This is a genomic window from Pararhodobacter sp. (genome assembly GCF_034676545.1).
Classification (GTDB): Bacteria; Pseudomonadota; Alphaproteobacteria; order Rhodobacterales; family Rhodobacteraceae; genus Pararhodobacter.
Window position 1 is genome coordinate 2,899,338 of record NZ_JAUCBZ010000015.1, and the last position, 21,022, is coordinate 2,920,359.

At 63.7% G+C, this 21,022-nt stretch carries 21 protein-coding genes; 8 read left to right on the plus strand and 13 right to left on the minus strand.

Features of this window, described 5'->3' with window-relative positions:
* Nucleotides 1–49: 49 nt before the first annotated feature.
* Complete coding sequence (locus VDQ28_RS17650) at nucleotides 50–670, minus strand: FMN-binding negative transcriptional regulator (protein ID WP_323037176.1); 621 nt, start codon at nucleotides 668–670, stop codon at nucleotides 50–52.
* Between the two features lie 135 nt (nucleotides 671–805).
* Between VDQ28_RS17650 and VDQ28_RS17655 the strand changes: the two genes are divergently transcribed.
* Nucleotides 806–2,314, plus strand: coding sequence for a hypothetical protein (locus tag VDQ28_RS17655; RefSeq protein WP_323037177.1), 1,509 nt, complete (start codon nucleotides 806–808; stop codon nucleotides 2,312–2,314).
* A gap of 51 nt (nucleotides 2,315–2,365) precedes the next feature.
* On the opposite strand, the gene rpsI is transcribed toward VDQ28_RS17655, so the two are convergent.
* The 4 genes from rpsI to VDQ28_RS17675 all read right to left on the minus strand — a co-directional run bounded on the left by rpsI (nucleotide 2,366) and on the right by VDQ28_RS17675 (nucleotide 5,206).
* Nucleotides 2,366–2,881, minus strand: coding sequence for a 30S ribosomal protein S9 (gene rpsI, locus VDQ28_RS17660; RefSeq protein ID WP_323037178.1), 516 nt, complete (start codon nucleotides 2,879–2,881; stop codon nucleotides 2,366–2,368).
* Nucleotides 2,881–3,348, minus strand: a complete 468-nt coding sequence (rplM, locus tag VDQ28_RS17665; protein ID WP_323037179.1) for a 50S ribosomal protein L13 — start codon at nucleotides 3,346–3,348, stop codon at nucleotides 2,881–2,883. Before rplM ends, rpsI begins: the two co-directional genes overlap by 1 nt.
* A gap of 147 nt (nucleotides 3,349–3,495) precedes the next feature.
* Entirely contained in the window at nucleotides 3,496–4,299 is an 804-nt protein-coding gene (locus VDQ28_RS17670) for a lipo-like protein (protein ID WP_323037180.1), read from the minus strand.
* A gap of 94 nt (nucleotides 4,300–4,393) precedes the next feature.
* Nucleotides 4,394–5,206 carry an SseB family protein gene (locus VDQ28_RS17675; protein ID WP_323037181.1) on the minus strand — a complete coding sequence of 271 codons (813 nt, stop codon included), beginning with the start codon at nucleotides 5,204–5,206 and terminating at the stop codon, nucleotides 4,394–4,396.
* A 244-nt stretch (nucleotides 5,207–5,450) separates the two neighbouring features.
* On the opposite strand from VDQ28_RS17675, the gene VDQ28_RS17680 reads away from it, so the two are divergent.
* From VDQ28_RS17680 to VDQ28_RS17705, 6 genes are all read left to right on the plus strand, one after another.
* Nucleotides 5,451–6,110: an ABC transporter ATP-binding protein gene (locus tag VDQ28_RS17680; protein WP_323037182.1), complete on the plus strand. Its 660-nt coding sequence runs from the start codon at nucleotides 5,451–5,453 to the stop codon at nucleotides 6,108–6,110.
* On the plus strand, nucleotides 6,088–7,962 hold the full coding sequence (locus VDQ28_RS17685) for a capsule biosynthesis protein (protein ID WP_323037183.1): 1,875 nt from the start codon (nucleotides 6,088–6,090) through the stop codon (nucleotides 7,960–7,962). The genes VDQ28_RS17680 and VDQ28_RS17685 overlap by 23 nt, the downstream gene beginning before the upstream one ends.
* A 299-nt stretch (nucleotides 7,963–8,261) precedes the next feature.
* Nucleotides 8,262–9,230, plus strand: coding sequence for a sulfurtransferase (locus VDQ28_RS17690; protein WP_323037184.1), 969 nt, complete (start codon nucleotides 8,262–8,264; stop codon nucleotides 9,228–9,230).
* Complete coding sequence (locus VDQ28_RS17695; protein ID WP_323037185.1) at nucleotides 9,230–10,342, plus strand: YeeE/YedE family protein; 1,113 nt, start codon at nucleotides 9,230–9,232, stop codon at nucleotides 10,340–10,342. The genes VDQ28_RS17690 and VDQ28_RS17695 overlap by 1 nt, the downstream gene beginning before the upstream one ends.
* Entirely contained in the window at nucleotides 10,339–10,509 is a 171-nt protein-coding gene (locus tag VDQ28_RS17700; RefSeq protein ID WP_323037186.1) for a hypothetical protein, read from the plus strand. The genes VDQ28_RS17695 and VDQ28_RS17700 overlap by 4 nt, the downstream gene beginning before the upstream one ends.
* Before the next feature lie 128 nt (nucleotides 10,510–10,637).
* On the plus strand, nucleotides 10,638–11,204 hold the full coding sequence (locus VDQ28_RS17705) for a hypothetical protein (protein ID WP_323037187.1): 567 nt from the start codon (nucleotides 10,638–10,640) through the stop codon (nucleotides 11,202–11,204).
* Here VDQ28_RS17705 and VDQ28_RS17710 read toward each other — a convergent pair.
* The 8 genes from VDQ28_RS17710 to VDQ28_RS17745 form a co-directional block, all read right to left on the minus strand.
* Nucleotides 11,198–12,115 carry an alpha/beta hydrolase gene (locus tag VDQ28_RS17710; protein ID WP_323037188.1) on the minus strand — a complete coding sequence of 306 codons (918 nt, stop codon included), beginning with the start codon at nucleotides 12,113–12,115 and terminating at the stop codon, nucleotides 11,198–11,200. The genes VDQ28_RS17705 and VDQ28_RS17710 overlap by 7 nt on opposite strands.
* Nucleotides 12,112–12,975, minus strand: a complete 864-nt coding sequence (locus VDQ28_RS17715) for a LysR family transcriptional regulator (RefSeq protein WP_323037189.1) — start codon at nucleotides 12,973–12,975, stop codon at nucleotides 12,112–12,114. Before VDQ28_RS17715 ends, VDQ28_RS17710 begins: the two co-directional genes overlap by 4 nt.
* A gap of 36 nt (nucleotides 12,976–13,011) precedes the next feature.
* A complete protein-coding gene (cobU, locus tag VDQ28_RS17720) occupies nucleotides 13,012–13,542 on the minus strand; it encodes a bifunctional adenosylcobinamide kinase/adenosylcobinamide-phosphate guanylyltransferase (protein WP_323037190.1) in 531 nt (176 codons plus the stop codon).
* A complete protein-coding gene (gene cobC, locus VDQ28_RS17725) occupies nucleotides 13,539–14,060 on the minus strand; it encodes an alpha-ribazole phosphatase family protein (protein ID WP_323037191.1) in 522 nt (173 codons plus the stop codon). Before cobC ends, cobU begins: the two co-directional genes overlap by 4 nt.
* Nucleotides 14,051–14,782: an adenosylcobinamide-GDP ribazoletransferase gene (gene cobS, locus VDQ28_RS17730; protein WP_323037192.1), complete on the minus strand. Its 732-nt coding sequence runs from the start codon at nucleotides 14,780–14,782 to the stop codon at nucleotides 14,051–14,053. Before cobS ends, cobC begins: the two co-directional genes overlap by 10 nt.
* Nucleotides 14,783–14,785: 3 nt before the next feature.
* Nucleotides 14,786–15,793 (minus strand): nicotinate-nucleotide--dimethylbenzimidazole phosphoribosyltransferase, encoded by a 1,008-nt coding sequence (cobT, locus tag VDQ28_RS17735; protein WP_323037193.1) that lies wholly within the window; start codon nucleotides 15,791–15,793, stop codon nucleotides 14,786–14,788.
* Nucleotides 15,794–15,897: 104 nt separating this feature from the next.
* Nucleotides 15,898–17,808 carry an ATP-binding protein gene (locus VDQ28_RS17740; RefSeq protein WP_323037194.1) on the minus strand — a complete coding sequence of 637 codons (1,911 nt, stop codon included), beginning with the start codon at nucleotides 17,806–17,808 and terminating at the stop codon, nucleotides 15,898–15,900.
* A gap of 664 nt (nucleotides 17,809–18,472) precedes the next feature.
* A complete protein-coding gene (locus VDQ28_RS17745; RefSeq protein WP_323037195.1) occupies nucleotides 18,473–19,639 on the minus strand; it encodes an RsmB/NOP family class I SAM-dependent RNA methyltransferase in 1,167 nt (388 codons plus the stop codon).
* A gap of 109 nt (nucleotides 19,640–19,748) precedes the next feature.
* Here VDQ28_RS17745 and VDQ28_RS17750 point away from each other — a divergent pair, with 109 nt between their 5' ends.
* Nucleotides 19,749–20,924 (plus strand): aminotransferase, encoded by a 1,176-nt coding sequence (locus tag VDQ28_RS17750; RefSeq protein WP_323037196.1) that lies wholly within the window; start codon nucleotides 19,749–19,751, stop codon nucleotides 20,922–20,924.
* Nucleotides 20,925–21,022: the final 98 nt, after the last annotated feature.

The following is a 21,022-nucleotide window of genomic DNA, read 5'->3' on the forward strand; positions in this document are numbered from 1 at the left end:
TAGACCTGTGATTCCGCGATTCCGCACAGATGTGTGACCGTCCGGTCAATCATTCGCGCCACGCCCGACGCATCGCCGCGCTCATGGCCGCATTGCCGTGCCGCGCGAACTCCTCGGCAACGGCCTCGGAATCGGCGCGCGCGCGGTTTTGGCTGAGCTTGGATTTCGCATCAAGCCGGGTGACGATCAACCGAAACGCGACAATCGCATCGAGCCGGTCCTGCAGGAATGCCGCGGGCGCATCCCCCATGCGCCATGCGCGATCACCATTGGAGCGGACCTCGAAATGCCGGGTCAACTGATTGAGAATACGACGCTTTTGCGCGTCGTCATGGGTGAACTCCAAAACCCCATGCACATGAATTGCCTGATAATTCCACGTTGGCACGGCCTCATGAGTTGCCGCTTTTGACGGGTACCAATTGGGGCTGACATAGCCATCAGAGGCGGTGAAAATCGCCACAACGGGCGTATTGGCGACATACGCGCGGTGCAGGTCATTGGCCAAGGCGATATGGCCGATGAACTCCGCGCCGTCACGCAACACGGGGATGTGGTTGACCACCAGACCCGCGTCCGTATGCGCGACCAAGGCGGCCAAAGGGTGCGCAAGCAGCAGGTTTTCGATCTCGGCGCGGTCAGCTTCGGCGAAATGAGACGGGGTGTACATGGGATGCCTATGGTCTTGAGTTTGCGTCAGAATAGAGAGAACCCGCGCCGTCGCAAGGGCGGGTTGCTTTCTGGACAGTCGCCCCACCGCCGACTATCGTCGCGCCGTCCCTGCTGCAGGAATTGGAGCGCCGCCGTGAAACCGCCCCCCGCATTGTCTGTGTTGACGGGTTTGCTGGCGCTGCCGGCGCTGGCGAACCTGTGGATATTCTCCCGCTTCACCGTCGATGATGCTTTTATTACATGGCGTTATGGGCGGAACCTGATGTCGCATGGCATCTGGGGCTATAACCCCAGCACGTTTGACCTGACGCAGGCCTATACCAACCCGATCTTTGCGGCGCTGTCGATTGTGCCCGCGGCGCTGGGGCTGGATGTGGTCCTGGCGTTCAAGCTGGTGTCGTTGATCACGCTGGCGGTGCTGGGCGTGCTGTTGCTGCGCGAGGCGGGCGACAAGGCCCGGTTGCTGTTTGTCCTGATGGTGATTTTGGTGATCCCGGCCAGCGTGGCGCATACCTTTTCAGGGTTGGAAACCACGGTCTATTGTGGCGCCCTGGCGCTGTTTTTCATCTATGCCGAGCAGCAGAAATGGCGGGCCGCCTTGCTGTGCGTGCTGTTGCTGGTGCTGACCCGGCCCGAGGCGTGGCTGTTGTATGGCCTATATCCGGCGATGCTGATCGCGGCGCATCTGCGCCCGCAGGACCCGGCATCCGGGCTGCCGCGCGCGGTCATGCTGCGCCAGATCGCCGTGCTGGGCGGCGTGGCGCTGGCCTATTTCGGGTTTCATCTGTGGCAATTTGGCGAGTTGTTGCCAAACACCTATTTCATCAAGTCCGGCGACGGAATTACCGTGGCACAGGCGCTGACGATCCTGCCCTATACCCTGCCCGCCTTGGCGGTCCTGGCGTTTGGCAACCGGCGCACCGGCGTGGCGATGGTGCTGTATTTCGGGGCGGTCGGCTACTCTTATGCCTCGTCTGACCTTTTGATGAACTACCTGCAACGATTTCCGTTTCAGATCGTGTTGCCGTTGGCGCTGTATTGGGGCTGGGCGGTGTCGCGTCGTCAATCGGGGCGCGGCTGGATCACCTTGGGGATCGTCGCGTATCTGGCAGGGTTCGCGGTGCATGCGCGGGGGTTGGGCGATCATCTGGGGATCGCCAATTATTACCCGCGCCTGCTGGACAGTCATGTGGCTCTGGGGCGCACGCTGAACCATTTGGCGCAGGACGGGCGGGTCAGCGCCCTTGCCATGGGGGACGCGGGCGCACCGGCGTTTCATGCGGGTATTCCGGCGTTGGACACCATCGGGCTGGGCAGCCGGATGGTGGCGCGTGACGGGCTGACGCTGGATGTGGTGCGCGCCTATGCCCCGGATGTGGTGACGTTTTTCGGCAATGCCGAGGGGATCCGGGATCTGCCCGATCGCCATGCGGCACTGTGGGCGTATGTGGCCGAGCAGGGCCTGAGCGAGCGTTGCGTTCTGATCTGGGCGCAGCATTACACGGTGTGGATTTACGCGCGCGGCGATTTGCCCGAGTTGGATCAGGTTTGCGCCCGGAGTGCGGTGGCGAATGGCGCGGATGAGTTGCGCTATGCGGTGGAGAACCTGCGTCAGCCGCCTTGGGTCTATTGGCACGAGTAAACGAAAAACGCGGCCCCGAGGGACCGCGCTTCGACGTTGTAGGGTTCGCAATCAGCGCTTCGAGAACTGGAAGCTGCGGCGGGCTTTGCGCTTGCCGTATTTCTTGCGTTCCACAACGCGGCTGTCGCGGGTCAGGAAGCCAGCGGCCTTCAGAGCCGGACGCAGCGAGGGTTCATAAAGCTGGAGCGCCTTTGAAATCCCGTGCTTGACCGCACCTGCCTGGCCCGAGAGACCGCCACCGACAACGGTGGCCATCACGTCGAACTGGCCTTCGACATTGGCAATCTGGAACGGCTGCTTGAGGATCATTTGCAGCACGGGGCGGGCGAAATACGCGTTGATTTCCTTGCCGTTCACCGTGACCTTGCCGGTTCCCGGCTTGATCCAGACGCGTGCGATGGCGTCCTTGCGCTTGCCGGTGGCATAGGCGCGGCCCAGCGCGTCGCGCATGGGTTCACGGGGGGCGGCGGCTTCGGAACCAGCCGAGGAGGTGGCGGCAGCGGCGGTCGATGCCGCACCGGCGACGGCGTCTTTCAACGCGTCGAGTGATTTGATCTCGTCAGCCATTATTGAGCGCTCCGGGTATTTTTCGGGTTCATCGCCTTGACGTCGAGCACGGTCGGCTGCTGGGCTTCGTGCGGATGTTCGGCGCCGGCATAGACGCGCAGATTGGTCATCTGCTGGGCGCCCAGGCTGTTGCGCGAAATCATGCGCTCGACCGCTTTGGTGACGACGCGCTCCGGGTGCGCGCCTTCCAGCACTTGCTCTGCCGTGCGGAACTTGATGCCGCCCGGGTGGCCGGTGTGCCAGTAGTAACGCTTGTCAGCGCGCTTGTTGCCGGTCATCTGCACCTTGTCGGCGTTGATGATGATCACGTTGTCGCCCATATCCATGTGCGGCGTGAAGGTCGGCTTGTGCTTGCCGCGAAGCAAGCTGGCGACGATCGTGGCGAGGCGGCCCAGAACAACGCCTTCGGCGTCGATCAGGATCCACTTCTTTTCGATCTCCGCTGGTTTTGCGGTGTAGGTTTTCATGGTCTACCCTGAAAAGAGAAATGAAGTCGGACGCAGACCAGATGCCCACGTCGGATGCGGGTGTTCTAGCGATTTGCTTGGGCAGGTCAAGAGGGTTGGAGTTGGAATAAGCATTGCAAAACAATGGCTTATAAATTGGGTATTATATTACCCCAGTTTTTCCATCGGCTCTTGGGTCCCGTTTGCCCGGTCGGGACCGGACTCGGTGGACGATTCATCCTCGGCGGCCCAGGGAATGCGCCGAAAATCGAAGCCGCGGCGCAACGTGGGTTTGACCACCTCGAAAAACGGCGAAAGGTCGAAATCACGCGGCATGAACATCGAATAATGCCGGATGTGCCAGACCTCCTTGTGGTGCCAGTGGTTGCCGCCCGAGGCGCTGATCATCTCGATACTGGGCAGGATCGGGAAATTCACCGACTGAAAAGCCTGCGCGATCAGTGACGAACAGATCGCCCGGGTCGGATCACCCGAGCCAAAGGTTATCATGCGCCGCCGCCAGCGAATCGGAATCGGCGGGGTCGGGAACAGATAGCGCAGCAGATCGTAAATGTTGCGCATGTCATATTGCAGCCCGATCCGGTCCAACGCGTAATTCGCGACGATCAGACGCTCTTGCTCGTTCAACCCCCAAGCCCGGCAGATCCGCGTGTTGTAACCCCGGTATTTGGCCAAGGGCAGCCGATGACAGCCATCCTCCAGCGTGACCTCGACCAATTCCGCCGGCAAGCCATTTGTTGAATCCTGCACACAAAGTGCGGCATGAGACCATGTGCTTTGCGTCAGGTATTTGATCCCGGTCGAGATTTTCGCCCGCCCCTCGACCAGCAGCACGTCGCCCACGCGGATGGTGCTGCACAAGGCGTCGTAGTCTTGCGAGATATAGGTCTGTTTGCTGGGGCGCTCGAACTCCAGGTAATGTCCGAGAAACTGCCCGATGCGTTCGAACATGACGATCTCCAAGCCGTTTCAGGGGTCCATTCGCGCAACGGCGGCGCGGTGTTGCCGGGTTCCGGTCTATCTAAGCTTTGGCGGCCGGGTCGGGTCAAGGCCGGGATTGGCGCCGGGCTGATCGTTGGGCGAAATGATCTGCTCCTCGGGCATGACAAAGGGCGCAGGCGTCAGGGCAAGGCCCACGGCGGCAATCGCCGGCATCGAGGCGGCGGGCGGAAAGACCACATCCAGCGCCCCGGCCTCCAGCCCGGACAGCGAGAGGGCCTCGACCACGGCGCGGGCGATGGGGGCCTGCGCGTTTTCGGGCAAACCGGTCAGGGCCAACACATGCCCGCGCGCCCCACCCTGCCATTGAGCACCCGCCAGAATAACCGATTTCGAGCCCGGGCAGGCCGGACAGGCGGCGCTCCAAGGCCGGGATCAGCAGCGACAGGACAGAGCCGGGCAGGTCCGGCGCGGTGAACCGCTCGGGCGTGGCCTGCGCCTCGTCCGGGGGCGGGGCCGAGAGGGTCTGGTCGAGCCACCGCAGGGCTGCGGGGTCCAGAAGTGCGGCGTGGTCCACATCGGGGCCGATCAACAGCGACAACGGCTCGGCCCCGGCGGCCAGCATCGACACCAGCACCCGCCCCGGCAAAGCGGCGTAAGCCGCGGCATCGCCCGCAAAATCGGCCAATTGCATCTCGGAGCCAAAGGCCAGCACCGCGCGTCCGTCGGACAGATCGAACACACGCGGCCGCATCCGGTCACCGCTGATCTCGGCGTCAAGCAGGACAAACAGCTCTGCCCGGCTGAGTTCGGCGTGGAAGGTCAGGCGCGCGGTGGTCTCGTCGGGCGCGGCGGCCATGCGGCGCATCGCGTCATCAAGCCCGGTCTGCGCCGAGCGGGTTTGCGGTTCATCTGGCATCAACGGCCCCTGGTTTGCGCGGTTCACGGCCCGGATTTGGGCGTTGTTGCGCGCAAAGTAAACCCGTCGCCCCACCAAGCACGGCTGAACACAGAGTTTTCACTACCGTCGCGGCCCGGATTGCGGCATAGTTGGCGCTTGATCCTGACCTTGACGGCCCCAGATATAAGAGGTTGCAAGCAAACTCCCGTTAAGCCCTTTGTGCGATGATGGCATCGGCGGGCCGGGACAATGAGGCGTATCGATGCTGGAGTTCTACAACGTCAGCAAATCTTTCTGGACGGGCAGGACCAACAAGGTGATCCTGCACCAAGCCTCATTTCGCATCGAATTGGGGAATTCGATGGGGATATTGGCCCCCAACGGATCGGGCAAGACGACGATCATCAACATGATGGCCGGGCTGGAAAAGCCCGATGACGGCACCATCACACGGGCCTGCCGGGTGTCGTTTCCGCTGGGATTCATGGGCGGTATCAACCACCGTCACACGGCCACCGAAAACGCCCGCTACATCGCGCGGCTGTATCAACTCGACGCCGATGAAGTGGAAGCTTTTTGTCGCTGGTTGTGCGATATTGGTGACTACTTTGATATGGCGGTCGGAACCTATAGTGCCGGGATGCGCGCGCGGTTCGCCTTTTCGCTGATGCTGGCCATCGAATTCGATCTGTATCTTGTCGATGAGGGGATGCCGGCCACCACGGACGTCAGTTTCAATCGCCGTGCCGGGGCGATCCTGAAGGAACGGCTGGAACAGGCGACCGTGTTGATCGTCTCGCACCAAGCCGAAACCCTGGAACGATACTGCAAGTCGGCCGCTGTCCTGCGTGAAGGCCAGTTGCAATTCTTTGACACGCTGGAAGAAGCAAAATCCATCTATGACTACGAAACCCAAAGCTAGACGGTTCCGCCTGCGCCTCGGCGATGACAGCAGCGCCGCGCTGCGCACCACGGTCGCGCCGCAACGCGCGCCGACCTCTGGGCCTGCGGCGGCGCGGCCCACGCCCGAGCGCACGCTGGCGGCTTCGCCCGAGGCCGAGCGCGCCGCCCGGCGGGCGGCGGCCGCGCAACCGGTCGAGACCACACGCGCGGCGGCTACGGGGTCGACGGCGCTGTTCGATGAGGAAGCAGGCCCGGCAACGCCCCCCTCGGCAACCCCGGATACGGCGGCTCGCCAAGCCGCCCGCCCGACCGGTGCCGAAACATCCGCGCACCCCAAGCCCGCAGCACAGGAAACGCCCCGCACCACGCGCGCAACGCCAGAGGATCATGCCGCCGATGTTGGCGGCTCACCGCGCGCCGAGGCCGAGATCGAGGCGATCCGCGCCGAAGAATTGACCGGGCGGCAGCTGCGCATGGCGATGCGGGTCGCGCAGCGCAACGGGATCAAGGCCACCAGCGGCCTGGAGGCGGTGCGCATGTTGCGCGCACGCGGGATCGACCCGTTCGAGGCCTCGACGCTTCTGGACATCGTGCGCGATCAAAGCAAAGCCAGCAACAGCCGCGCGCTGACCACCACCGACCAGCCGCAATTGCCAAAAGCCTACCGCCAGGCCCCGCCACCCGCCAAGACCGAGCCCGAGAAACCCGGCGAGAGCACACGCAAGGCCGAAATCTCCAGAATTCAGGTGGATATCGCGCGGCGGCGGCGGCGGCGCATGGCGCTGCTGGGCACGCGGCTGCTGGTGTTCGTCGGCCTGCCGACGCTGATCACGGCCTGGTATTTCTATGTGATCGCGACGCCGCTTTATGCCACCAATTCCGAATTCGTGATCCAGCAAGCCGATAGTCAAGGTGCCGCCGCGGGCGGTCTGGCGGGCATGATGGGGGCCAGCCCGATCAGCGGGCTGACCGAAAACGGCACGGTGCAAAGCTATCTGCAATCGCGCGATGCGATGCGGCGGCTGGATGAAGAATTCGGCTTCAAAGCCTATTTCCAGCAAAGCGAGATCGACCCCCTGCTCCGTCTGCCCGAGGATGCCACCAATGAAGCCGCCTACCGGCTCTATCAAGACATGGTGCGCGTGGCCTATGACCCCACCGAGGGGTTCATTCAGATGGAAGTTCTGGCCGCCGACCCCGCAACCAGCGAGGAATTCGCCCGGGCACTGGTGCGCTATGCCGAAGAACAGGTGGACCAACTGACCCAGCGGCTGCGCGAAAACCAGATGACCGACGCCTCGGAAAGCGTCGAAATGGCCGAGGCACAGATGAACGCCGCGCAAATGCGGGTTCTGGAACTGCAAGAGCGGTATCAGATCCTGTCGAGCGAGGTGGAGGTCACGCTGCTGACGCAACAGATCACCTCGCTTGAGACGATGCTGAACCAGGAGCGGTTGAGCCTCGATGACATCATGGCCAATGCCCGCCCCAACCGGGCGCGACTGGCACAGGCAGAACGCCGGATCAACTCGCTGGAAACGCAGATTGCCGCGCTGCGGGCGGCCCTGACCCAAGGCGGCGCGGATGGCACCTCGCTGGCCCGGGTCCAGCGCGAACTGGTCATGGCCGAAAGCGATGTCGCAACGCGTCAGATGTTGCTGGCGCAAGCGATGCAAACCATGGAAGCCTCGCGCATCGAGGCCAATCGGCAGGTGCGCTATCTGTCGCTTGGCGTCAGCCCGATCGCCCCCGACGAGGCCACCTATCCGCGCGCCTTCGAGAATACGGCGCTGGCGTTCCTGATCTTTTCCGGGCTGTACCTGATGATCTCGATGACCGCCGCGATTCTGCGCGAACAAGTCACCGGCTGATCAGATTTCGTCCCGGGGGCGGGCGGGCCTTGTGCCCGCCCCCTCTTTGCGCACCCCGTCAGACCGCGCGGCGCAATAAGATCAGTGATCGCCCTCGCCCCGGCTGGGCGGCAATGACTTTCCAACTTGGGCCTCGATCGCGGAACGCCTGTTCGCAAGACCCGGCACCGGCCGGAAATCGCGTCGCCTCCGCACCGCGTCACGGCCGCGCCTGACGCTTGCCCAGCGCCGCCGCCAATGCCAGATCCCCGTCAGACAGGCCCGAACCCGCCTTGGGCCAGCTTTGATGGAGACACGCGATGATCCGGTTTGACGCCTCGAATTTCACGCCCGCCCTTGCCCTTTCCGCCGCGCTCAGCGTCACCTTGGCGCCGATGGCCGCCAAGGCCGAAGCGCCCGAAGGCTGGTCGCCGCTGCTGGAGCCCGCGCAATTGGCCGGCTATCTGGACACCTATGGCGACGAGATCCGCGTGGTGCATATCACCGGCGATTACGCGCAGGGTCATATCCCCGAGGCGGGATGGTCGCCCTATGCCTCGTGGCGCTCGGATATGCCGAACCCCGGCGCGCTGCGCGATCTGGAGCATCTGCAACTTGTCGTGCAGGAACTGGGCATCGACACCGACACCCCGGTCGTGGTGGTGCATTCGGGCCGCGACGCGACCGATATGGGCGCCGCCGCGCGGGTGTATTGGACGTTGAAATCGCTGGGAATCGAGGATCTGGCGCTGCTGAACGGCGGCTTTGCCGCCTGGACCGCCGCCAATCTGCCCGTGCAAACCGCGCCGGCCACGTTCTTTCCCAGCGACTATCAGGCGCAGTGGAGCGAGGATTGGCGGGCCTCGACGGCGGATGTCACAGCACTGGCGGAAGCGGGCGACGCGCGTTTGCTGGACGCACGCCCCGCCGCGTTCTTTGACGGCTCGACCTGGTCGGTGGCCGCACCCGGCACGATCCACGGCGCGCAAAATCTGACCTATGAGCAATTCTTTGATGGCAGCCGTCTGGTCGGGGCCGAGCAAATCCGCCAGATCGCCGCCGAGGCCGGCTATACCGGTGCCACGACCGCCGTGAGCTTTTGCAACACCGGGCATTGGGCCGCGATCAACTGGTTCGCGTTGAGCGAATTGGCGCAGTATGACGACGTGCGCCTCTATGCCGAGAGCATGGCCGAATACACCGCGCTGAACCTGCCGCGCGACAATGCGCCGAACCGTCTGGTCTATGCCTATCGCGCCTCGACGCGGTGGGTGTCGAGCCTGTTCTGATGCGCGCGCGTCGGTTGGGACTGGCCGCGCTGGCGCTGGCGCTGGTCGGCGCCACGGCGCTGGCGGCAGGACCACGCGCGGGCGTCTTGCTGGCGATCGGCATCGGCTTCGGGCTGGTGCTGGAGGGGTTGCGGTTCGGTTTTGCCGGGCCGTGGCGCGCGATGATCGTCGAGCGCGACGCACGCGGGCTGCTGGCGCAACTGCTGGCGATTGGCGTGACGGCGGCGGTGATCTTTCCGCTGCTGGCGGCCAATCCGTTGGAATTATCCCCGGCGCATGCGCCGATCGGCATCGGCATGATCCTGGGCGCGTTCGTGTTTGGCGCGGCAATGCAGGTGGTGATGGGCTGTGGCTCGGGCACGCTGGTCAATGCCGGGTCGGGCAATCAGATCGGCCTGATGGCGCTGATCGGTTTCGTCGCCGGGGCGTTTCTGGGCACGCTGCACACGGATTTCTGGGCTGGCCTTGGCCGGTTGCCACTGGCCTCGGCGCAGTCGCTGGCCGGGCCGATGGGCGGTTTGGGGCTGACGCTGATTGCCTTGGCGCTGGTCGCCGCGGGCATCACGATGCGCGCCGCCCCCGGCAAGCGCCGCCCGCCCGCGCGGTTGCTGCTGGCGGCGCTGCTGCTGGCGGCGCTGGCGGTGGCCAACCTGGCGGTCGCGGGGCAGACCTGGGGCATTGTCTATGGTCTGGGGTTGTGGGGGGCCAAGGTGGCGCAGGCCGCGGGCGCTGATCTGGGCGGCGTGGCCTTCTGGGCCAACCCGGCGAACGCCAGCCGCCTCGAGGCCAGCATCCTGACCGATGTGACCTCGTTGACCGATATCGGGCTGATCCTTGGGGCCTTTCTGGTGATGCGCGCGCGTGCGACGCCCGGTGCGCCGAGTATGGCGCTGGCGTGGCGTGGCTGGGGCTTGGTGTTGCTGGCCGGGATCGTGCTGGGCTATTCCAGCCGTGTCGCGCTGGGGTGCAATGTCGGCGCGTTCTTTTCCGGCATTTCCAGCGGCAGCCTGCATGGCTGGGCCTGGTTCGCAGCGGCCTTTGTCGGCTCGGTGCTGGGTTTGAAACTGCGCCCCTTCGTGCTGATCACACCGCGCGCAATGGTGACGCCATGAGCGTGATGTCCCGCCCCCGGATCGGCCTGATATCACTGGCGCTGATTGGTGCGCTGGTGGTCTGGGATGCCCGCGCCACCGGCCTGCCCGACCCATTCCAATTCCCGGCGGCTTTTGCTCTGGGGTCCGGTGCCGCGCCCACCGGGGCGCATTGCACCGCGAATTGAGCAGGGACGTTTCCACCGGATTCAACGTCAAATTGAACTTTCAAGCCCGCCATTGCGACGGATTATCACTGGCACCCAACCGACCGCGTGGTAGGTTGGGCCAACGGATTTCGCACAAGGAGATTGCAATGCGTTTGATGAAATACTCCGCCATCGCGGCGGCACTGGCGCTGACGGGCTGTGTCGATGTTGATTTGACAGCCACCGTCACCGGCGCAGACACCGCGCGCCTGACCGGCTACATGGAGGTTCAGACCGAGATTCTGAACATGATGGGCGGCGCGGAGTTGTTCTGCAATGCGGAAGAAGGCGGCACGCTGGAAATGACCGACACGACGGCGCGCTGCAACATGCTGGTCGAAGGCACATTCGCCGAAGTGTTCGAGGGTGAACCCGGAGAACCCGTGCCAACCGCGATCGATCTGGGCAACGGCACCGTGCGCGTCGCATTCCCGCTGGGTGAGATGACCGCCGACAGCGCCGAGATGCGCAACGATCCGCAAGCGGCGCAAATGATGGGTCCGATGCTGGCCGGGCACAGCTTTACGATCCGCATCGCCGGTGCCGAGATCGTCTCGACCAATGGCACCATCGACGACGGCGGCCAGAGCGCCTCCTACAGCTTCCCGCTGGCCGAAATCCTGAACCCGGACTTCGTGATTCCCGAGGTGTTCGAAGCGGTCGTGCGCTACTGATCCGACGCTTTTGTCACCATGTCCCGCAGGGCCGTGGTGATGTTTTCAAACGAGCGGCGCGCGCCATCCGCCATGGTGCGCGCCCGTAAATAGCCGTGGATCAACCCCGGCTCTTCGGTGAATGTGACGGGCACGCCGGCCTCGGCCAGACGCGCGGCGAATTCCACGGATTCCGAGGCGAGCGGGTCGCATTCCGCGGAAAAGAGCGCAGTCGGCGGATAGACCGAGAAATCCTCGGCGTCCATCGGAACGGATGTGACGTCATGCTCGGGGCGGCCCTTGGCATAGCGCAGATCGGCATAAAATTCGATGTCGGCCAGGGTCAGGCCCGGCGCGAAAGCGTGGCGCGTGAAGCTGGGCAGCGACAGATCGCGGCCAAAGCCGCCGTAGATCAGCACCTGCCCGACAATATCGTCACGCGTTGCGGCGACGCTGGCGGCCAGATTGGCCCCGGCGCTGTCACCGACCAGAATTTTCGGGCCGGCGACCGCCTCGGCGACCGCGATGCAATCGTCATAGGCGGCGGGGTGTTTGTGCTCGGGCACCAGCCGGTAGTCGACGGAAATCAACGTGGCCTGCGCGCCCTCGGCCAGTTCGGCGCAAATGGAATCGTGGCTGTGCAACCCGCCGACGACAAAGCCGCCGCCGTGGAAATAGAGGACGGTGACGCCCTCACGCGGGGCGGTTGGCGTATAGCGGCGGCAGGGCACACCGTTGAGCGACAGATCCTGCGCGCGCAGCCCCTCGGGATGGGGTGGGGCAAAAGCCGCGCACATCTTGTCATAGAACGCGCGTTGCTCGGCGATGGTGAAATTCACCGCATCCGGCGGATAGGCCGCATCGGTTTTGGCAATGAACGCCAAGACATCCGCCGGCAGCCATGAATAATCTTTGGGGTCATGCTTGGTCATACTGGCTCTTTCAGGTTCAGTCGCATCGCGTCGATCAGCCGACGCCACACCGCGCGATGCCGGTTGCGATAATGGATGACAGCCAGAACCGGCTGCGTCAATTCCGGCGCGTCGAGGATCCGCGTCATCAACCCGTCGGCGATGAGCGTCGCGGCGACCGGTTCTTGCAGATAGGCCGCATGGCGATACGAGGTGATCAACGCCTGAACCGCAACGCTTTGCCCGGCAGCGAGCCGCGGCATACTGAGCTGCGGCAACAGCGCCGCATGGGTGCGCTCCATCGCGGCGGAGATATTGGCGAAAACATAGGTCTCGGCGGTAATGTCCGACACTTTGGTCAAGCCCGAGTCGCGCGGCGCGACCATGCAATAGGTCAACTCGCCCAGGGTTTCAAAATGCAGATCCGGCGCGGGATAAGGGGTGAAGATCAGCGCCAGATCCAGTTGCCCGCTCTGCACATCACGGCACATCTGCGCGGAATAATCAGCCTCGATATACAGCGCGGCCTGCGGCAGATGCGCGTGCACCCGTTTGACCCAGCGCGCCGGGTCATTGGCGGCCAGATCATGCTGCAACCCCAGCCGGATGGTCATCGCATTGCCGCCAGAGCCACGCGCGGCGGCGCGGGCCTCGGTCATGGCGTGGCGCAGGCTGCGGGCGTGAGGCTCGAACCGCAAGCCTTCGGTGGTCAATTCGCACCCGGCGCGCGACCGCCGCAACAGGCTGACGCCCATCGCGCGTTCCAGCGCCGCGACCCGGCCCGACACGGTGGATTGCGTCACGCCAAGACGCTCGGCGGTGCGGTTGAAGCTGTGGGTCTCGCACAGGTCGAGAAAGGTGTCGATCTGTTCAGAACGCATGGGCGCGCCCGGTTTGTGGCGGACGATGACGGCGGTTCATAACGTCCCCTTGAGCGCAATCGGCAACCCGGCGGCCACGAACACCACCCGCGTGGCCTGAGCGGCCAGATCCTGATTGAGCCGCCCCGCCGCATCCCGAAACCGTCGCGCCAGAGCGTTGTCGGGCACGATGCCCAAGCCGACCTCATTGGCGACCGCCACAATCGGCGCCGTGCGTGCGGCAATCGCCGCGCCGAGGGCGCGGGATTGGTCGGTCAGATCGCTCTCGGCCAGCAGGTGGTTGGTCAACCACAGCGTGAGGCAGTCAATCAGGACCGGCGTGTCCGCGGGCAGCGCGCCAAGGGTTGTGGCCAGATCCAGCGGTGCCTCGAGCGTGTGCCACCCCTGCCCGTCGCGGGCGGTTTGGTGGTCCTTGATACGGGCGCGCATCTCGTCATCCCAGGCCTCGGCGGTGGCGATATAAGTGGGTGCGCGACCGGCAGCCGAATGTCGCAAAAGCCGTTCCGCGACGGCGCTTTTCCCCGACCGCGCGCCCCCCAGAACCAGTGTGAACCCGTCGTCACTCATCCCCAGGAAACCTGCCGCCACTGGCCAAACTCGGTGTTGGCCTTCCATCCTTTCGGGTCGCCCCGTGCCGCCAAAGCCGCGCGGATAACGCCCGAATGCGTCACCGCCAGAACCGGGCACGCGCCCTGCACCAGTCGATCGAGCGTCGTGCGCACCCGGCCGGCCAGATCCGCGACACTCTCGCCGCCGTGGGGCTTGGCGTTCTGAAAATCCTCGGCCCATTGGTCGATCTGAGCACGCGGAAGCTCCGCCCAGGGCCGATTTTCCCACGCGCCGAAATCCATCTCGATCAGGCCGGGGTCGATCTCGACCCGGTGTTGACGCGCGCGGCCAATCGCCTCGGCCAGTTGTCGGCACCGCGTGAGGGGGGACGAAACAATACGCATCACGGGCGGCAATTCGGCCAGCAGCCGCGTGACCTCGACATCAAGACCCGGTGCCAACGGCAGATCAGTGCGGCCATAGCAGACACCCTCTGCCCCCTGCGGGATCGTATGTCGCAGCAAAATCAAAGACATGCCAAGAGCCCCAGCAAAAACCCGACGTCACCCAAGACCTGCGCCGCACCAAAGGCGTCTCCGGTCAGACCGCCAATGCGCCGCATCATCCACAGGCGCACAAGCCAGACGGACAGGATCAACCCGGCCAGACCACCGAACACCGCCCAGCCCGCATGATACCCCATCAGCGCCAGGGAAACCAACAGCGTTGCGCCCAACACCGCCGCCCCTTGCGGGCCAAAGGGCCCGGTCATGCCGGTGGCCGCGCCCGAGGCGCGCGCGTAAGGCCCGGCGCGCAACAAAAGCGCCATCATCACGCGGCTCAACCCCTGCCCGGCTATCAAACTCACAACCACCAGCGGACCAAGCGCCGCCAGCGCCAGAATCCGCGCCGCCAGCGCCAACCCGAGCGCCAGCGCGCCGAAACTGCCGATCCGGCTGTCGCGCATGATCTCCAGCGCGCGCTCTTTCGGTCGGCCAGAGCCGAGGCCGTCAAACACATCCGCCACGCCATCTTCGTGCAAACCGCCGGTGATCAGCAGGCCAGCCGCGACCGTCACCAGCGCGGCAAGGGTCGCGGGCCAGAGCGCGTCGGCCACAACAAAGACCAACGCCAGGAGCGCGCCGATCAGCAGGCCTACCACGCCAAACCACGCCGGAGCGCAGGCGAAATCCTCGGCCTCGAGCCGCCCGCTGGGAAGGCGCGTCAGAAAAGCCAGGGCCGCGCGCAGTCCGCGCATCCGTCAGTCCAGGTTCGAGACGCCAGCGGCCTCGAAGCTTGCCATGTCGGTCATCATCGCCGCCGCGGCCTTCAACAACGGCCAGGCCAGCAACGCACCCGTCCCTTCGCCCAGACGCATTTCGAGATGCAAAAGCGGTTTGGCGTCAAGATAGGTCAACAGCGCGCGATGCCCGGATTCGTGCGATTGATGCGCGAACACCATCGCCGCCCGGGTCTCGGGCTGCAACGCCACGGCCAGAACCGCCGCCGCCGTGGCAATGAAGCCGTCAACCAGGATCACCCGGCCCGAGCGCGCCGTTTCCATCATCGCGCCGGCGATCATCACGATCTCGAACCCGCCATATTCCGCCATCGCCTGCTCGGCGCTCAAGGCACCGGTGCGGGCGGCCGCCTTGGTCAGAATGGCCAGTTTGTTGGCCAGTCCCGCATCATCCAGACCGGTGCCGCGGCCCACCAGCTCCGGCAAGGCGATGCCGGTCAACTTGTGGGCCAGCGCAGCCGCGGTGGCCGTGTTGGCAATGCCCATTTCACCAAAGGCCAAGGCCTCTCCGGTCGCGGATTGCGCCACGGCGGCGCCCCGATCGAGGGCCATGCGGGCCTGTTCGGGTGTCATTGCAGGCTGGGTCAGGAAATTGGCGGTGCCCGCGGCAATGCGATGATTGATCAGTGCCGGATGCGCAATCGCCTCGCCCGCGACACCGGCGTCCACAACCTGCAACGTCACGCCGTTCACCTTGGCAAACACGTTGGCCGCCGCCCCGTCAGACAGGAAATTCAGCACCATCTGCCCGGTGACCGCCTGCGGGAACGCAGACACGCCCGCTTGTGCAATGCCGTGATCCGCTGCGAAAATCGTCAGCGTGCAGCCGCGCATGACCGGCGCCACGGTTTTCTGAACCTGCGCGATTTGCGCGGCTAGGTCTTCGATGCGCCCCAGCGCGCCGAGCGGCTTGGTTTTGGTATCAATCGTCTGGCGAATCTGGGCGTTCAGGTCGGCGGTGTCAGGCATCGGTGCATCCATTCAAAAGGTTGCGACCTTCCTAACAGCCCATCTTCCGGGTGCAAGACCGACCGCGACACGCGGGCACCGAGACACGACACGATGGGCGATGATCATGCCACGAGTTGCGTGTCAATTGCGTCGCACAAGTCATGAAGGGAAAACGGTTTTCCCAAAAACAGCGCATGCGGGATCCGGGACAGGGCCTCGCTGAGCGTGTCCTCGGTATAGCCCGAAACGAAGACAACCGGCGTCCCCTGCCGGTCAATCAACGCCTGCGAGACCCAGCCGGGGCCGTCGATACCGGGCATGATGACATCCGTCACAAACAGGTCGATGCGCAGCGCCTGATCCTCCAGGAACTCCAACGCCTGTTCACCGTCCTGCGCCTCGAACACCTGATAGCCCTGGAGCCGCAGCGCCCGCGCGGCAAATGCGCGCACCGGGGCTTCGTCTTCGACCAGCAGGATTGTCCCGCCCCGCAAGGTCTGAACCGGAGGAGTCCTGGCAGGTTCTATTGGGGTTGGCGCAGGGGCGTGGTCAATGATTTCGGGGAGCCGCTCATCGGATCGCGCGTGTTCGGCCTCTGTCGTCGAATCGCTCTGCTCTGTGTGCCTCGGCTCGGCGTGCCGCTCTTGGTGCGGCGTTTCTTCGGTTCGCTCCGCCGCGGTCGCGCTGGCAAAATACAAGGTGAAAACCGTGCCCGACCCCTCCACACTTTGTGCGAAAATGTAGCCACCCATTTGTTTGACAATGCCATAGGCCGTCGACAACCCAAGCCCCGTCCCTTCGCCCAGGCGTTTTGTGGTGAAGAAGGGCTCGAAAATCTTGTCCATATTTGAGGCAGGAATACCAACGCCCTGGTCAATAACGCGAATGATCGCATACTCCCCCGCGGGGATCCGCGCGCGACCGATTTCAAGTTCTGCGTCGAACTGCTGCGCTTCGGTCTCTACCCGAATAGTGCCGCCCATCGGCATCGCATCACGCGCATTCACAACCAGATTTATGATCACTTGTTCAAGCTGGCGGCGGTCCGCACGGATGCTCGTCAACGCGGGATCATGGGACAATTCAAGGTTGATCCGCTCGCCCACGAGTCGCGTCAGCAAATGGGTGAGTTCTTCAAGGAGGCTCTCAAGACTCAGCGTTTCGGGCTTCATGGTCTGCTTGCGCGAAAACGCCAGCAGTTGCCGCACAAGCGCCGCCGCACGGTTGGCGTTCTGATGAATTTGCAAGAGATCGTCATAGTCCGGATGAAAGCGATCGCGATTTATCAAAAGCAGATCGCAATGCCCCGAGATCGCCGTCAACAGGTTGTTGAAATCATGTGCAACACCGCCTGCAAGCTGCCCAATCGCCTGCATTTTTTGACTTTGTACAAACCGCGCCTCGAGGGATTTGAGCTCGGTGGCATCCGAAATGACGGCAACCAGGTTGCCTTTCTCGCCCGACGCCCCAACCCGGCGCAGGATAATCTGGACATAGGTCTCCACCCCCGCCAAGGAGGCTCGAAGCACTTCGGGTCGCCCAAGCGCGCGACCGGCCTGGGCATCCGCCAGCCAATCCGCGACGGGGCGCCCCAAGCCCTCGACAATTTGCCAAAAATACCGTGTTTCGTCGGCGCTGAGCGCCAGGAGGGAGCGCGCGAGACGATTGGTTCCGGCGATGCGCCCCTCCGAATCGAGCTGCAACAACGCGACCGGAATCTCTTCGAAATCCGTGACATGCGGGGCTTTTACCTCAAATCCCAGCGCGTGTGGTGAGACCAGCAATATGTCTTCCAATCCGTCGCTGGCGACACCGCAGATTGCGTGCATGGCTTTTCCGGACGGCAATGTCACCAGCGCGCCCGTTCCATCCATCGCCTGTGCATGGGCAGCATCCTGAGCGATCGCCACAAAGGCGCAATCGTCCGCCAATGCCCGCGCCGCGGCATTTGCGCAGACCAGATCACCGTCCAACGTCAGAATGGGCAGACCGACAGCATCCAACCCTCGCAATGTGCGGTTGTCCTGAGCCATCAAACGCCAGACAATTGCCGCTCCGGCCCCTCCAGAACGATGCGCAACAACCCGTAGTGTTTTGTTTTTACGCGTCAATTCCCGCTTGCTTTGCCCTAGATGCTGAACGTCGGACAGCATGCCTGAAATCAACCTTTGGGGATCAACGCACCATTCCGCCAAATATTCTGCCAACGGTCTTGTTGCACCTGCCGCGATATTCGCGACAACAACGGCGCCCGTCGTATCGGTAACGATAACGGGATCTGGATCTGCTTTAAGTAACGTTGATACAGACTTGGAATCTCTCTGAATATCAATCGTCTGACGTTTATGAATCCAAGCCGAGGTTCCGCCGAGAAGCATGACACTGCCGCCCGCTGCGCCAAGAATCATGGCCCAGAACGAGGCACCCAGCAACGCAATCAAGATCGCAACAATCACCCCGAGCAACCCCCCGAGAAACACGGGCTTCGACACCGGTGACAGACGCAACAAAGGCGCCAGCAACGACTGGGTTTCGATCCGCGCAGAGCGGCGTAGACTTGCTTCCATGGGCGACGACTCAGCGTTTCTGACGGGGGCTGGCATGGTTACCGTTGTGTTCCCAAGGGGTTAAAAGGTGATTAACGATACAAACAGTACCACCTTAGGTTGTTTATGCAACCGGGAAGCGCCACTCTGTCTAATCGTGCTGCAACACCGCCACGAAAAAGCCGTCACCGCCATCGAGCAGGCCAAAGCGGTGCTGCGAAACGCACCGCCAATTCCGATGTGTTGCCAGAAATGCAGTAACGCGATCTTCATTTTCTTCGCGTAGAAGAGAGCAGGTTGCATAGGCCATCAGGCCCGCGGGCGCGGTATGCCCCGCGCAAATGGAAAGGATTTGATCTTGTATTGAGGTGAGTTCCGTCAAGCGCTCCGGCGAAAACACCCATTTTGCCTCGGGGGCACGCCGCCAGCTGCCCGACCCAGAGCAAGGTACATCGGCAAAAATGGCGGACCATTGTCCGACGGGTGTTCCGTGAAGGATCTCGATTTTCGCGCCCGCACGCGCCGCGCGCAGCGGCAGGTCGCGCATGCGCGACGGCGCTGCATCATGCGCGGATACCGAAAACCCCAGTGCGGCAAGCGCCAGGGATTTGCCGCCCCCCCCGGCGCAATAATCCAGCACGGTCGCACCGCGCGGCAGATGTCGTAAAAACTCCTCGACGACAGCTTGGCTGGCCACATCCTGCAACTCCACCCGCCCCTCAAGATATGCAGGGGCGTTGCGCAATCGCCTCGGGTTCTCATGGATCTCCAAAGCCGTCGAGGCCAAGGGGTGAGGCGTTGCGACAATATCAAGGGCGTTCAACTCGGCGATTGCGCGTTCAACACGTGTCTTCGCCACGTTGACCCGCACAAAGACCGGGGCGCGGTCGCGCATCAAGGCCAAAGTGGCGTCCGCAAGGTCGCCCAGGGCGGCGTCAAATCGTGGCAGCAGCCAATCTGGGCAATCGAGTTTTTCGCCGCGCGACAGAGCGGGCAACGGATCGTCAAAGATCGCGCGTTCATCTTCACTTAACCCGACGGGGGTATACATCTCTCCAGTCCAGTTTTCAGGCGCCCCACCGTCACCGCGCACCAGACCCAGCATGAGGGCGCGTCCCGTTTGCCCGCCACCCAGCGCCGCCGCCGATCGCCACTGTCGCACGGCGCGAAACACAAGATCGCGCACGGCCTCGCGGTCTTTGGATCCGGCATAGCGACTGGCGCGGGACCAATTGGTCAGCCCCGCTTCCAGGGGCTGGCCCTCGCGCCAGCGGTCCAGGATATCAATGGCAGCGGCTTGCCGTGCGGCTGGAGTCATGGTTGCACCTCGTTTTGACACCTCATGCGACGGTCACGCCCGCATGGCAAGCCCGCTTGCCCAACGATCATCTCTGCGGCACTGTGATGGCGAACAATCGGATCACGCCATGCCCCTGCCCCTGAATCCCGCCTTTGCCGCAACGTTTTCGCCCCCCGTGCCCGAGGCACGCCGGTGGTTGTCCGAAATCCCTCTCCCCCCGGATCTGCCCTTGATGAACCTGTCGCAGGCCGCGCCAGTCGATCCGCCGCCTGCGGCACTGCGTCAGGCCATGGCCAAGGCACTGGAGGATGATCCCGGCATCCATCTCTATGGACCGGTGTTGGGACACCCGGCACTGCGAGAACGGCTGGCGGCCCGCACGCAAGCGCTTTACGGCGGATCCTGCAACGCCAACCAGATCGCCTTGACATCGGGCTGCAATCAGGCCTTTTGCGCTGCCGTGGCCACGCTTGCGGCCAGCGGCGATCAAGTCATCGTGCCGACGCCGTGGTATTTCAATCACGCGATGTGGTTGTCGATGTCGGGTATCGAGGCCGTCCCGCTGCCAACCGACTCCTCCCTTTTGCCCGACATCGAAACCTGCGCCGCCTTGATCACAAAACGCACCAAGGCCATCGCTCTTGTCACGCCCAACAACCCCGGTGGCGTCGAATACCCAGCCGCCCTGCTGTCCGCATTCGCCGATCTCGCCAGCCGTCACGGCATCGCCTTGATCGTCGATGAAACCTACCGGGATTTCCACACGCAAGACGGACCACCCCATACCCTGTTTGCCAATCCGGATTGGGACCAACATTTCATCCATTTGTATAGCTTCTCCAAAGCCTACCGCCTGACCGGTCACCGCGTGGGCGCCATCGCTGCGGCCCCGGCCCGCCTCGCGGAAATCGAAAAATTCCTCGACACGGTGACAATTTGCGTCTCGGGCCCCGGACAAATGGCCGCGCTGTGGGGGCTTGAAAACCTGCAAGACTGGCTCGCGCAGGAGCGGCGCGAAATCCTGCGCCGCCGAGAGGCCGTGACCACCGGCATCCGGTCGCTCCGCGGATGGGATCTGCTGGGCTGCGGCGCCTATTTCGCCTATGTCCGCCATCCGTTCGACGCCGCCTCACCCGATGTCGCGAAACGGCTGCTGGCCGAGGCCGGCGTGCTGATGCTCCCAGGCACCATGTTCCGCCCCGAAACCGACCGCCGCGGCGATCAGGAACTGCGGATCGCCTTCGCCAATGCCGACCTGCCGCAGATCGCAACGCTCACGGATCGGCTTCGCGCGCTCTCGTAACGTCATCACCGCAAACAATTTCCCCCTGTCTTTGTTCTAAAAATATCCTGGTGGGAGGCGCGTCAGCGCCGTGGGAGGTGAAACCTCCCGGCGGGGCA